The sequence below is a fragment of the Nostoc sp. DSM 114167 genome, from assembly GCF_052692655.1.
The window spans coordinates 3,409,472-3,423,236 of sequence record NZ_CP195116.1; the positions used below are offsets into that span (position 1 = coordinate 3,409,472).

Sequence of the window (13,765 nt, forward strand, 5' to 3'; positions counted from 1 at the left end):
CTGATGATTTTCTCATGCCTGGGCAGTGCGATCGAATATGAGTAATTCTCTATGTTTCACTGTGTCTTTTAGTCAGCCCTAATTAAAATAAATCTTCATCTAAGCGTTTGTGTTAAATAGGGATGATTCTTGTGTATGACATTTAGAGTGCCGGAAATACTATGGATAGCAATACGAATTTAAATATGAAAAAAAGTCATTGCCCCAAGGTGAGGCTCTGACTTTCCACATTTATAAGCTTAGTATATTGATATTGATTCCGGTACACAGATGGAGACACTCTAACTTTGCACTAGAGTTCTTCTTCAAAATTATATCTGCCTTGAAAATAGTGACTAGGGATTGAAGACTGGGAAAGAGATATTTTCATTCTCTAATGCCTTCTACCTTCTGCCTCCTGCCTTATTTTCAAGGCAGGAATATTAAATTAAAGAATGAGGTCACTTGACACTACTTGTGGTGCTCCTATAAGCCGAATTTGAAAATTAGCCGACAGATTCCCATCGGTGTTACCTTCGAGAACACCTCCTGAATAACGGATTTGGCCGGGTGCGGAGAATTGGGCACTTCCAATGAAAGTGAAAGCTTGATTACCCCCAATAGTGGAGTTGGCATCAATATTAAATAGATCGATGCGATCGCCTGGCAAGCTGCCATTTCCACGAAAGTCAGTGATGATGTCGCGTCCCGAAAGTGGAGTATCAGAAATTGAGTTGTACTTGAAAACATCATTACCCGATCCTCCAGTGAGAATATCCTTTCCACTACCGCCAGTCAGGACATCATCCCCAGTACCACCATTGAGCGTATCGTTACCAGCACCACCGTTAAGAATATCGTTACCAGCGTTACCAAAGAGGTTATCATTGCCACCACCAGCGTTAAGGATACTCTTGCCACTACCACCTATAAGGGTACTGTTGCCACCACTAGTGTTAATGACATCGCTCTGACCATTATTGCTACTACTGCTACTACTACTGCCACTGCCACTACTACTGCTATAACTACTAGAGCTGGCACTAACACTGCCGCTACCAGAGGAGATTGATATTGAACTTGCCATTGATGAGTTTCTCCTAAACTTAGAGGAAAAAAAAATTACCTCTTTACTTCTCCATTATAAAACGGCATTGCTGATTAAGAGTATGAATTTGATTTCCTTCAAATGCATAAAGCAAGCAATTTAAAACATGGAATTTGGGAATTCCATACTTTCATTCAGCAATGCCGACAAAACCAAGTCAAAATATCAATAATTGAAGTATATTGTTGAGCAAACCTGATTAGAACAGTCCTTGACTATTAAGTTTGAATATTTGAGAGTATTTGAGAATATTTAAGAAGTGCTAGATGTATTTGATGATATTTATTTCAAATTTGTACCAAAAATCATCTGATGCCCTTGTACCTTATCTTTTCAGTTGTTTCAGTTGGAAAGTACTCAATAACAAGAGATTTTTCTACGTGATTATATATATTTAAGGACATTAATAATGTATTTATAATAACAGTACTATAGTATTACCCTCCAGCAAACTTTTTTTTAGAAAAAATAATAATTAGCTTTTTTATTCTCTGGTCAGAATAAAATGGAAAACCTTTGTCCAGGTAGAGCTGGTGAGAGCATATTGATATTTGTTTAGTGTTTTCTGTAGTTATATATAACAAATAATTGCCAATAAGTTAAAAGCTTTGTTAGACAGATGACACGAAGAAAAACCTAAAGATTTGTGTAACTTGATAACAAATAATTACCAATAAGTTAAAAGCTTTGTTAGACAGATGACACGAAGAAAAGCCTAAAGGTTTGTGTAACTTGAATTCGTTACCAGTCTTAAGACTTGAAATGTGTTTCGAGAGGGATGCTGCCTCTGCTAAAGCCATTGGAGACGGAGCCTCCCAGGATCTAATTGGGGCTGTATTTTAACTTATTGCCATTCCCTTGTTAGACGAGTGCGACGCCGATAGCGAAGCGTTAGCGAGTCTTGCCTACGGCACGCTGCGCGAACGAGCGTCATAGCCCGCACTTCTTTGCGAGACGCTTTGCGTAGCTTGCTTCCACGAAGTGGTACGACTGCGCTCAGTGACCGTCGTAGACATCCCTGCACCCCTAACATTACAATTTGGCTATTGTGGCATCATCACAAGTTTTGCGATTGATTGTATTAACAGATTTTCTCATACATTAGCAACCCAACCTACAATTATCCTTAACTGAACCGTATTGACCGTTAAGGATATCGCTGCCAGCATCGCCATTTAAACTATCGTCGCCGGCATTGCCATTTAAGGATATCGGTGCCAGCACCCCCATTTAGGGCAGGACGAAAGATTAATGGGGAACCGTTGATGGTATTGTTGTCATTAAAAATGCTACCATTGATAATTGCCATTAGTTAAGTTTATCCTGAACTTAGAAGGTAAAAAATAACCTCGTCACTTTCCTATCAGAAAACGGTGTTGCTGATTAAGAGTATGAATTTGGTTTCCCCCAAAGGTGTAAAGGAAACAGTTTCAAATATTAAATTTTTAAATTTCCCACTTTCATTCAGCAACGCCGAGAAGACAAGGCAAAAAAATAACGAGTGGAAATAGACGATCGAACCACACCTGATTGGAACAAGTCTTTGGTGTTAAGTTTGAGAGCTAATTTGTAAACTCAAGTAAAGTACTTGTCTTGCAAGGATTTCAGGAATTTGAGTCAAAAAAATACTTATTCGCTGAAACTCAGACCTAGTAACGAGTTGAGTATCCTTCAGATTTTCTTTACGAATCAGCTCTGAAGATTTGACAAGCACTAGATGTATTGATGCTCTTGGCATCAAAATTATGCCAAGAGTAATGTCATGTCTTTATATCTTTACTGTTTGCAGTAGTAGGATGGTATGAAACAAGTTGATTTACTCCTACAGAAGCGCATAACTTTTAGAACGTTTTGATGTTATCCACAATCACAACACTATACTATTACTTTCAAGCCTAGTTTTTTCTATCTATAAGAAAGAGTAATTATCCCTTTTTTATTCCTCTCGCGAAAACAAAATCTGAAACCTTTGTTCAGATAGGGTTGGTTTTGCTTTTTGAGATTTATTCGATGATTTATCTAGTTATATATAAGGAAATAATTGCAATAACTTAAAAGCCTTGTTAACCAGCGCAATCGCTACGTCCCTTGTGTCACAACTTGCCTTCTCAAATTATCTGACATTTTTTCATTAAGTGGCATCATTACAACAGTTGCGATTGTATTACCTAATTTTCTGATATATATGCGGCGCAATTTAATAACTATAAACTATAACAGAGGCAAGCTAAACTTATCTCTCTTTGCGACTATTCAATTATCAAAATTCTGCATTCTGCCTTATTTTTAAGGCAGATAATATTAAATTAAAGGATAATGTCGCTTTCTACTAATTGTGGCGCTCTTGTAAGCCGAATTTCAAACTCAGCCGACAGCTCGCCATCAGTACTACCTTGGAGAATACCTCCTGAATAACGGATTTGACCGATTGCAGAGAATGCACGACTCCCGATAAAAGTGAAAGCTTGATTGCCTTCTTTAGTGGAGTTGGCGTCAATAGTAGATAGATCGATTTGATCTCCTGCAAGGATGCCGTTTCCTACAAAATCAGCGATCGCATCCTGTAACAAACCAGGTTGGCTCTCTGAAACGAAGTTGAAATCGAAAACATCGTTACCCAATCCTCCAGTGAGGATATCAGTCCCACCAACACCAATGAGGATACCACCGTTACCAAAATCACCGCTAATCGTATCGTTACCAGATCCGCCAACTAGGCTATCGTTGCCTAATCCACCGATAAGACTATCGTCGCCAGAACTGCCGTCAATCTTATCGTTGCCCGCTCCGCCGTTAATTGTATCGTTGCCCACCCAACCGTTAATTGTATCGTTGCCAGATCCGGCGTTAATCCTATCGTTGTCATATCCACCGTCAATCGTATTATTGCCATCACCAGCGTTAATCGTATCGCTGCCTGTTCCGCCGATTATTGTATCGTTACCAGATCCGGTGTTAATGATATCGTTGCCAGAATCGCCGTCAATCCGATTGTTCCCGGCTCCAGCGTTAATCGTATCGTTGCCAGAACCGCCATTAATCGTATCGTTCCCAGATCCAGCGTCAATCTTATCATCGCCAGATTGGCCGTCAATTCGATTGTTGCCAGAACCGCCGTTAATCGTGTCGTTGCCAGATCCGCTTTGAATTTTATCATTGCCAGATCCGGTGTTAATCGTATCGTTGTCAGATTTGCCGTAAATCGTATTGTTGCCATCACCGGCATTAATCGTATTGTTGCCATTTTTATTACTCTTGCGATAACGAAATATGAAATATTTTTTCAGATAGAGTTTTTTGATATATCATTTAGAGCGAACAAGGCTTTTCCGATTTTTGCACAGATGCGGTAATCATAAGTAATTAACGGGATTTAATCTCACGGTAATTTTTTGATAAATAAAAAAGTGGCATTCATTTGTAAAGACTGAATGCCACTTTGTATTTCTCATAATTCTTGATGACGGAGATATTTTACCCAGGTAGAGTTATCCCAGTCACAGCGATCGCACCTGCGATCGCACTGGCACAAAGAGAAGTAATTGCTGTCCCAAATATCCACCATGCAGCATTTGCAACGGTTTTCTTAGTTTCTTCGGCTTGCTTTTTAGCTTGTTCTTGAATCGCTTTCAGACGTTTTTGAGTTTCTTTCTGAATGCGTTCGGCTCGATGCAATACGCTATCTCGCGCCGCTTCTATTTGGTTAATAATGCGGTTAGCATCCGCCTCGGAAATATCTTCACGAGAACTCAATACAGCAACTAAGGTATCACGATCGAATTCACTGAGGCGATCGCGCAATGCTTCAAATCCAGCTTGGGGATCGTCGAAGACTTTCGCAAAGTCTTGCTTAATGCCTTCATAGTTGAGTTCAGAACGATTCAGGGAGTTGAGATAGTTGCGAACTTTGGCAAAAACTCCATCTAGCACTGATTGCACTCTCTGCTGTATCTGCTGGAATTGTTCGACAATCGAACTGCGAACAGAATCAATTTGATCGACAATTCGGTTAGCTTCTTCTTCTGAGATATCCTCACGTTGGGATAATAGCGCCACAATTGTCGAACGGTCAAATTTTGCGGCGCGATCGCTTAAACTCTCAATTCCAGCGCGGGGAGAAGACAGCAGCAATTGTAAATCGCGTTTGATTCCTTCGGGGTTGAGTTCTTCTTTGTTGGTATTACGCAGATATTCTTCGAGATTAGCTTCAAAATCTAAAGCTTGTTGAGTGGTGCGCTTGGTTAAACGTCGTGGCGCTCTCAGGATATCACCAATGGCATCTTGAGCGCGATCGATGATCTGATTAACCTGCTCTTGGCTTAAGTCGCCGCCTTGACTCACGAGTTTTACTAAGGTTTCTCGATCGACATTAGATAAGCGATCGCGCAGTGCTAAGGCTCCAGCTTGAGGATCGTCGAGTAATTTTTCCAAATCGGCTCTGATACCTTCTGGATTAAGTTCTTCCAAGTTGGTATTGCGGAGATATTCAGCGATCGCTTTTGTAGTTTTTTCGTACTGTTCTTTCGCTTGTTGCGGTACTTGCAAAATACTATCTCGGACTGCTTCAAGCTGATCGAGAGTTTCGTTTATCTGTTCTTCGCTCAAATCTTGACGCTGACTGAGCAATTGTACCAATGTATCGCGGTCAAATTGCGATAGGCGCGATCGTAAAAGGCTAATTCCGGCTTGGGGATCGTCTAGCAAAATTCTAAACTCACGTTTGATCGCTTCGGGATTGAGTTCGTCTTTGTTAGTATTTCGCAGATATTCTTCAACTCTTTGGCGCAGTTCATCGGCTTTCGCTTTTGCTTGTTCTTGCAATTCCCTAGCACGATTCAAAAGATTATCGCGGTTGCGTTCGAGTTGACTAACAATATTATTAGCTTCCTCTTCGCTGATATCTTGACGCTGACTGAGTAATTGTACAAAAGTATCGCGGTCAAATTGCCCGAAGCGGCTACTTAAATCTTCAAAGCCAGCTTGGGGATCGTCCAGCAACTTGCCAAAGTCCCGTTCAATACCTTCGGGATTAAGTTCGTCTTTACCCGTCGAACGCAGATAATCTTCGATGCGGCTGCGGAAATCTTGCCCTTTTTCTCTTGCTTGAGCCTGTTTGACAGTTTCTAAAACTTCCAGGCGATCGCTTTCCATTTGCTCAGAAATTTCTTTCACCCTAGCTTCGCTAAGATCACCACGTTGCTTTAGTAAGTTGGTGAAATATTCTTGATTGATTTCTTCCAACTCCCGTCTCACAGTTGTTGGATCTGCATTTACGTCATAGATGACTTCTTTAAATTCATCTATTAGAGTAATTCGGTTAAAGTGCCAAGGGAACGAATGCAATATGTAGTCTTCTACATCTGCCTTAATCGCGTTTTCTAATGATATGGGTAATTTTGTAGATACTTGCTCAGTTGCTTCCTCTCTAAACTTTTGAAATTGTTCTGTGACTTGCTCGACATCGACATCTTGAACTTTTTCTTTCAGTTTTTGCAACTGAGTTGTAATTTTGTTCACATCAATATTAGAAAGGTTTACCCGTTCCAGAACTGCTGGCGCAGCTGCACTTAAACCATACGTAATAGCTTGCTTGATTATACCATTGCCATTACCGCCTCCGATTGTAACCAATTCTTGCAGCCGTTCACCTAATTGCTCAGAATTAAGTTCTTCTGGTGTAGCGGACTTGAGTAAATTAATTACTTGTTCGGTGGGATTTTTGCGATTTAAAGCTTGTTGCCATGCACCTTCAAATTGGTCGGCAATGTTATTGATATCTTCTTGAGATAAATCGCTACGGCTACTGATTAAATCAACGACTTGTTGGCGATCGATATTTTGTAAAAGTTCGCTGTTTTCAACAGATTGCAAATCTGTATCTTTAAGAAGTTGGTCAAATTGACTGCGAATTTGTTTGATATCCAGCTTTGGCAATTGCAGAGAACCTAAAGTACTTTGGAGAGTATTTTTAATACTTTCAGAATCAAAACCTGAAGTTAATTCCCGCCGGACTGCGGCTGTAATATCTTCAGCAGTAGAAACTAACTGTTTTTTTGCAGTATTAGCACTGATGCCAGCAGTTGCCGTACCCATCAGAGTTTGAAAACCAGAAGTAACAGTATTCGATATAGAACCAATTAAAGAACCTACTGCTGATGAACCCAACCAAATTACTAGTGAAAAATAGGTAGACCAAATGACTACACCAATAATTGCTCCTAAAAATGCGCTTTCGATTAGGCTAAGTTTTACTGCTAAAAAACAAGCAATAAATAATGCGATACTAACGGTTATTAACGCCCAAGCACCAATTTTAGCTTGACCTTTACGAATTGTCTTACCCAAACTTTCAGACTGATCGTCAGAATCTGAGCCAATTTCCCAAGATGAAATTCCGACTGCAACTGAAAAGTTTGTTAATAATAATTGAAAGGCAAATGCCATCAAAACCCCAGCTAGCAGTGCTACCAACAATTTAGGCCCAGAAAAAACAACTGATGTTTCTTCTGGAGTTAGTACTTCCTGAGCTAAAGTTATCGGCGCTAATCCCAAAGGTAGCTGATCCCATTCCAAAATACTTAAAACAGCTTGAAACATAGAAATTTCTCACTTTTACTCAATTAAATACCCATTTATAAAATGGCTTATTTATCAGCTTAATTATCATTTATGTAAACTGACACTTTCTTAAGTAATAAGTTGGTTGTCCAAAAGTCGTATAAAAAAATAAATATTTATTTTGTATAAGTTAACTACAATTTATGATTTGATTAATATTTTCTTGAAAAAAATATTGGGCAAAAATGAATTTTGTAAAACTGTATCTACCGATATAGCAAGTTTGGAGTGGGTGAGTTACACTAGCAAACCCTAGAAAAGAATATTTTGTTATCAATTGTATTAAAGAGATTGAAAACAGAGAATAATTGTTATAAAAACTTTAGAAAATAAAACATATTTTCTGATAGAGATTTAATTACTAACTTTAGATAAAACCACCTATATCTAATGATAGAGAGAAAAGTTCTCCCAAGCGATTGATGAAAACTAAATAGAAACATGTATTAATAAGGGTTACTACGAGCTATGAATTAGTAAATAATTGATTTGTTGCTGAGGAGAAAGAATAATGGTAGTCGGTCTACATAAACGTGCTGTAGGTGTATTTTCTCATCGTCGAGATGTTGAACATGCCCTACATGAATTAAAAAAAGTTGGCTTTGACATGAACAGAGTTTCTGTCATTACTCAAGATGGTGACAGAGACGATATTGCTGGTGCGGATGTGAGCGATCGCGTTGGCGATCAATCTGACGAAGGTGCTAAAGTCGGAGCAGCTACAGGCGGTGCTTTGGGCGGATTGACTGGCTTATTAGTTGGTCTTGGCACTTTAGCAATTCCTGGAATTGGGCCAATCATGTTGGCTGGAGCCGCAGCAACTACCCTAGCTACAACTCTCGCTGGCGCTGGTATTGGTGCAGTAGCTGGTAGTTTACTTGGTGCATTAATTGGTTTAGGAATTCCTGAAGAACGAGCTAAAGTTTACGACGAACGTGTTAGACGAGGACACTATTTAGTCATTATTGATGGTACAGATTCAGAAATACTTAGAGCAGAATCAATTTTAAATCATCAGGGTGTAGAAGAGTTTGGCATTTACGACCACCCAGATGCGACAAATCCAGCCACTGGTTATGTGACTCCAGCTGCAACTGCGGGTTATAGTGGTGTTTCCAAACGTGCGATCGGGGTATTTTCTCATCGTCGAGATGCTGAAGTCGCAATTACAGAATTACGAGATGCAGGTTTTTCCTTGAATCAAGTCTCCATCATTGCCAAAGATACAAACGGTCATGGGATCGGTGGTGTAGATGTAGATAGAAACGTTGATACAGGTAATAAAGCAGACGATGGTGCAAAAGCTGGAGCTGCTACAGGCGGTGTTCTAGGCGGCTTGACCGGCTTATTAGTTGGACTTGGAACTTTAGCAATTCCTGGAATCGGGCCTGTAATTGCTGGTGGCGCAGTTGCAACAGCTTTAGCGACAACATTAGCTGGTGGCGCGATCGGTGCAGCAGCCGGTAGTATTGTCGGCGCACTTGTTGGCTTGGGAATTCCTGAAGACAGGGCGCGAGTATATAGCGATCGCTTTCAAAGAGGCGACTATTTAGTAATTCTCGATGGTACAGAAGCTGAAATCCACCAAGCTGAAGCAATTCTTAAGCGTCGAGGTATTGAAGAATTTGCAATCTATGATGCCACTGAGATTAGTGACTATCGCCCAGGTTCCGACCGAGTAACGCATAGTGACGCCGCAGTAGTCGATCCGATTCGCCCCAATTACTCAACAGAATCTCATAGAAACGATCCTGCTGTAGTTATTGTCGATCGTCGTGATGAAGTACTTTAACCTAAAGTAGTTTTCACTCACACTAATTAGACAAAATTGCAGGAGCAATAATTTGAAAACTTTGCTCCTGACTACCAAAACTTGCTCCTCACTTTTGCCGTAAATATCAATAGATTTCACTTTCTGATTCAGAATTAAACCAATGAAAAAGCTAACCCCTTTCGTAATTAGTTGCCTTTTAGTTTTTGGCGTTGCTGCTTGTGATAACGCTTCTAAAACAAGTGAATCTGCACCCAACAATCCTAATGAGGCTCCCCAAACACCAACTGCAAAAACAACAGAAGCTTCTCAAAAAGATGCACAAAGTGAAGTTCGCAGAAGACAACTCAATGAAGATATTCGTGCCCGCGAACAGCGCAACAATACCACTGGTGGCGATACAAAAAGAGCTAAAGCTGACTTAGAAAGTGAAGTTCGCTCCAAATTAGAGGCTAATATCCCCAAGAGTCAACTAACAGTTAATGCCGCAGATGGTGGTGTTGTGACTGTGGCTGGAACTGTCACCAATCAGCAGGAATTGGCTAAAATTGAAAAATTAGCTAAGGAAATTAAAGGTGTTAATAGTGTAGTTGTGAAAGCAACTGTTGCCAAAGTAACTAACTAAGGCAAATAACAAATCCAAAGGAGCAGTTAGCCGTAAACAAATTTAACTGCTCTTGTTAAACCTGAGTGGTCAGTAAGAAGTTTAACTGACCACTAATAATCGATCGCTGACAACCTTAATAACTATATTTCATTGATGCTCACAGTTATACAAAGTCTTGTAGTTACCAAACAATAAAAACTATGGAAACCGAACAACAGCAACGTGAATCGATCAATGCTTCCTTATCACAAGGTACGCTAGCACTTGAAGGTACTGATACTGCAAACTTGCCAAAGTTACCCCCAGCATCTGAACCTGAATCTCAATTGCAGCAAATTAGCAGACAAGTTTCTCAATTTTTAGAGCAACTGCCCCAATATTTAAGTGACTTTTTTCGGGACTACAAGCAGCCTCTAATAAGCGTTGCTTTAATTTTGGCAGCGATTATTACAGCTAGAGTAGTACTGACAGTGCTAGCGGCAATCAATGATATTCCTCTACTATCACCACTTTTTGAGTTAGTTGGAATTAGTTACACCAGTTGGTTTGTTTTCCGTTATCTACTGAAGGCTTCAACTCGCCAAGAATTAGCCGATGAAATTCAATCACTGAAAAACCAATTCCTGGGCGAGTAAATTTTCTATCCATTAAACAAGAATTTACACGGGCAAATAGAATTTGCAGCTAGACAAACTCTCGTCCGCCTTTGCAGAATTGGATAGGGTCTCTTATAGTTGCAGTTCTAATTGCCCTTTTTATATTTAAGTTGACTTCAACCAAAACCCTTGTTCTACCAATAAATGTCAATTCACAGTATTTAACCGGACTCAATCTTAATCTTTTAGATACATCAAAAGATAGAGAATATAACATTATTTTTAAATTTAAGTCACTTCTCAAGATAGTAGCTTGGAGATCGGAAACAGCCTAATCTAGTTTCTGAAGTTATTTAATAGATTCTTTAACGAGGACATAAATTATGGCTAATGAAGCAGTTAAGAGAGATACAGATTCATCCGATAGAGCGGAAGTCAATAATTACGATCGCGGCATTATCCCTGCTGAAACCGCCGCGAGAATGGAAAGAGAAGGAGATAAATTCAAAACACGTCCCACGGAAGAAAAAGAAGCAGACGCACCTACTGACGATCAAACCGATTCCGAAAGTATACGTACCACTGACGGCTATACCGTAGATAATGAAGGTTTGTCTAATAACTATGCAATTGAACCGGAAATGTATTACGAAGAACCGGGTGATGCACGCCAGCAAGCCGCAGAAGATAAGCAAGAACGTATCGAAGAACTTGGAGAAGTTAATCAGGATGAGGAAGGCAAGTTGACAGATAAGGGTGACAGCCGCGGTAGAGGCCCAGGAATAATTTAATTAACAACTCTTTTGCTGGGTGCAATTACACGTAAGAAGGCTAAATAAGTGGTTTCTAGAGACGCAAATATTGCGTCTCTAATTTTATGGTCGAATAGCAGTGCGATTAAACGGACTTCTTCGCGAATGCTGGATACGATGCTAGTGGCAATATCTGGTAGTCAACGTAATCAACCTCGATCGGTGGACAGCTGTCGATATTGCTGCTTTATCCTTGTTTGCGCCGCGCAACAAGGTCGAAACAAGTAAGCGCTCATACAGGGCAGCACGATCGCTGGACTTGCCTAAATCTACCGTCAGTCTGAAGGTGAATGAGCTAGAGCAACGGCTAGGAGTCCGATTATTTTATCGCACGACGCGGCGGGTTTCTTTAACTGAAGAACGTCTTGTCTCAATAGTCACTGGCTCCAGTTCCAATTAACGCACTTTATCCTAGCCGAAAATATATTCCGATGAAAGTCAAGGTCTTTGTAGAGTTCCTTGAGCAAAAGATGCGATCGCATGACTTCCAGAAAATAAACTGATACTGTTGGTGAACTTAATAATTCACCCAAAAGTCGGAGAATTGCAGAGTAATGAAACTAAGCCTTTTGCCTAATACTTCTCTTAGCTTAGTACAAATGCCCAATTTCCAATGCCCATTCCTTAAATAATCAGCGGCTCAAGTTCGCGATTATGCCATTGCCGCTGATACCATTCGGCAACCAAAGGACGGACAATAAACTTGGGCTGTTTATCGCCTTTAACATCAATACGTAAACCTGAATAAGGTCGTCGCTTCTGAGAACCTTGACCGTTGCGACCGATGAACAGATGCGATCGCGCCACTAATCTATTCTCCTCCATCAAATCTGCTCCTTCAATTCGCTGGCGTCGCAAACTAAACCCGCTACCGCCACAAACAATCCAGTGGATATGAGAATCAGCGTGTCCCGTATCCATTGTTTCTAAGTGTTCCAAGCAGTGGGCGTGACCATTTATTACTAAATCTACTAAAGGACGACCCTGATTTAAGGAACCGATTTCTTTAGCTACCGCATCCAGTACGCTACGCAGGCGATCGCGAACAATTAGAGTTTGTGCTTGTTGCCACTTCGTCGCCTCAGTTACATAGGGAGGATGATGGAAATAAATTATCCTTCCCCGAACTTCAGAATTATTCCAAGATTCAATTAATCTTTGCTTGAGCCAATCCAGTTGTTCAGTGTCGGTCAGTGTTGTTTTATTAGTGGCTAGTTGCTTATCGATATCAACAATAATTTCTTCAATTTGTGACATCTTGGCATGGAAGTCATCTAATTGATCCGCTTCACTGGGGTTTTCCGGTCGAAGTTTGGCTGAAGTTTCAATAATTTGCAGTTTTTCTTGCTCTAAATCTTCACGACGTTTTTCTAAGAGTTTGCGATCGGCGTTACCTTTTTTTGTTTTCGGTAGCGGTGGTGGATCGTTAAAGGTATTAGAATCTAAAGCAAAGAAATCAATACCGCCATAACGAAAAGTGTAATAGCGATTGGGAAGGCGGGTAAATTGCCCCGGTTGATAGGAAAGACAACGACCTGTGTCTGTCTTGGCTGTGTAATACCGATCTAAGTGACTGGCTAACTCTCCTGGAAGCTGAAACGCCTTTAGATAGTCGAGAAATGCCTTTGCGTAAGCGTCACCGCATCCTGAGCCATGTAAGCCCACATCTAGGTCTAACCGCGATCGCAACAGGTGGCGAATGGGTAATGTTGTTAGAGATGCCAAGCTCAATAAGATTGGCAAGTTATAGTAATCGTGATTTCCCGGCACTGGTAAAATGGGCAGCTTAAAAACCATCTGGTCATAAGCAATCCGTTTGCGATGCTCTATGCCAGAGATAAACTCTCGGTAAGGCTGGATGAAATTTTGCTGGTAATATTCACTCGATCCCACTAAATAAATCACATCCCCCGTATGCAGCATAAAACGGGATTCGTTGTGATGAGGCAGCATAAGTTCAGCTACTTGTCGCTGGGGATTGTGTCCTCTGTGCCTGCCGGAACCACTATCACCGACAACTAAAAATGAGAACTCAGAGTTGTCTGTTTGACCATCTTCCAAAACCAGCCGAGTTTGGTCAATATCCCGTTCCACAATTAACGGATCTTGCCACCGTACCCGCTGATTCATTTTCCGAATTTTCTTAGCGATCGCTGGATCGGATACAAGTTTCAATGCAACCTACTCCTGAGTTTTCAATTGAAGGTGAGCAGGGAGAGCAGAGGGGCAGGGGAGCAGAGGGGCAAGAGGGGCAGGGGAGACAAGGGAGACAAG

At 40.7% G+C, this 13,765-nt stretch carries 11 protein-coding genes; 5 read left to right on the plus strand and 6 right to left on the minus strand.

What is annotated here, in order from left to right; translation table 11 throughout:
* Positions 1–427: 427 nt before the first annotated feature.
* From NSTC731_RS14440 to NSTC731_RS14460, 5 genes are all read right to left on the minus strand, one after another.
* Entirely contained in the window at positions 428–1,066 is a 639-nt protein-coding gene (locus tag NSTC731_RS14440; RefSeq protein WP_445631410.1) for a M10 family metallopeptidase C-terminal domain-containing protein, read from the minus strand.
* Positions 1,067–2,188: 1,122 nt separating this feature from the next.
* Positions 2,189–2,317: a hypothetical protein gene (locus NSTC731_RS14445; RefSeq protein ID WP_445631411.1), complete on the minus strand. Its 129-nt coding sequence runs from the start codon at positions 2,315–2,317 to the stop codon at positions 2,189–2,191.
* A complete protein-coding gene (locus NSTC731_RS14450; RefSeq protein ID WP_445632280.1) occupies positions 2,268–2,396 on the minus strand; it encodes a hypothetical protein in 129 nt (42 codons plus the stop codon). Before NSTC731_RS14450 ends, NSTC731_RS14445 begins: the two co-directional genes overlap by 50 nt.
* A gap of 997 nt (positions 2,397–3,393) precedes the next feature.
* Positions 3,394–4,389 (minus strand): calcium-binding protein, encoded by a 996-nt coding sequence (locus tag NSTC731_RS14455; RefSeq protein ID WP_445632093.1) that lies wholly within the window; start codon positions 4,387–4,389, stop codon positions 3,394–3,396.
* A 172-nt stretch (positions 4,390–4,561) separates the two neighbouring features.
* Positions 4,562–7,684, minus strand: a complete 3,123-nt coding sequence (locus NSTC731_RS14460) for an MFS transporter (protein ID WP_445631412.1) — start codon at positions 7,682–7,684, stop codon at positions 4,562–4,564.
* A 532-nt stretch (positions 7,685–8,216) separates the two neighbouring features.
* Here NSTC731_RS14460 and NSTC731_RS14465 point away from each other — a divergent pair.
* The 5 genes from NSTC731_RS14465 to NSTC731_RS14485 all read left to right on the plus strand — a co-directional run bounded on the left by NSTC731_RS14465 (position 8,217) and on the right by NSTC731_RS14485 (position 11,891).
* Positions 8,217–9,497, plus strand: a complete 1,281-nt coding sequence (locus NSTC731_RS14465; protein WP_445631413.1) for a histidine kinase — start codon at positions 8,217–8,219, stop codon at positions 9,495–9,497.
* Positions 9,498–9,639: 142 nt separating this feature from the next.
* Positions 9,640–10,101, plus strand: a complete 462-nt coding sequence (locus NSTC731_RS14470; RefSeq protein ID WP_292741746.1) for a BON domain-containing protein — start codon at positions 9,640–9,642, stop codon at positions 10,099–10,101.
* Between the two features lie 182 nt (positions 10,102–10,283).
* On the plus strand, positions 10,284–10,718 hold the full coding sequence (locus NSTC731_RS14475) for a CAAD domain-containing protein (protein WP_445631414.1): 435 nt from the start codon (positions 10,284–10,286) through the stop codon (positions 10,716–10,718).
* A 344-nt stretch (positions 10,719–11,062) separates the two neighbouring features.
* Positions 11,063–11,470: a hypothetical protein gene (locus NSTC731_RS14480; RefSeq protein WP_445631415.1), complete on the plus strand. Its 408-nt coding sequence runs from the start codon at positions 11,063–11,065 to the stop codon at positions 11,468–11,470.
* 214 nt (positions 11,471–11,684) lie between these two features.
* Positions 11,685–11,891 carry a helix-turn-helix domain-containing protein gene (locus NSTC731_RS14485; protein WP_445631416.1) on the plus strand — a complete coding sequence of 69 codons (207 nt, stop codon included), beginning with the start codon at positions 11,685–11,687 and terminating at the stop codon, positions 11,889–11,891.
* Positions 11,892–12,115: 224 nt separating this feature from the next.
* On the opposite strand, the gene NSTC731_RS14490 is transcribed toward NSTC731_RS14485, so the two are convergent.
* Complete coding sequence (locus NSTC731_RS14490; protein ID WP_445631417.1) at positions 12,116–13,666, minus strand: metallophosphoesterase family protein; 1,551 nt, start codon at positions 13,664–13,666, stop codon at positions 12,116–12,118.
* Between the last annotated feature and the right edge of the window lie 99 nt (positions 13,667–13,765).

What these genes read in the sequence shown, in the direction of transcription:
- NSTC731_RS14440 (WP_445631410.1), bottom strand. Translation starts at nt 1,066, where the DNA reads ATGGCAAGTTCAATATCAATCTCCTCTGGTAGCGGCAGTGTTAGTGCC.
- NSTC731_RS14445 (WP_445631411.1), bottom strand. Translation starts at nt 2,317, where the DNA reads ATGGGGGTGCTGGCACCGATATCCTTAAATGGCAATGCCGGCGACGAT.
- NSTC731_RS14450 (WP_445632280.1), bottom strand. Translation starts at nt 2,396, where the DNA reads ATGGCAATTATCAATGGTAGCATTTTTAATGACAACAATACCATCAAC.
- NSTC731_RS14460 (WP_445631412.1), bottom strand. Translation starts at nt 7,684, where the DNA reads ATGTTTCAAGCTGTTTTAAGTATTTTGGAATGGGATCAGCTACCTTTG.
- NSTC731_RS14465 (WP_445631413.1), top strand. Translation starts at nt 8,217, where the DNA reads ATGGTAGTCGGTCTACATAAACGTGCTGTAGGTGTATTTTCTCATCGT.
- NSTC731_RS14470 (WP_292741746.1), top strand. Translation starts at nt 9,640, where the DNA reads ATGAAAAAGCTAACCCCTTTCGTAATTAGTTGCCTTTTAGTTTTTGGC.
- NSTC731_RS14475 (WP_445631414.1), top strand. Translation starts at nt 10,284, where the DNA reads ATGGAAACCGAACAACAGCAACGTGAATCGATCAATGCTTCCTTATCA.
- NSTC731_RS14480 (WP_445631415.1), top strand. Translation starts at nt 11,063, where the DNA reads ATGGCTAATGAAGCAGTTAAGAGAGATACAGATTCATCCGATAGAGCG.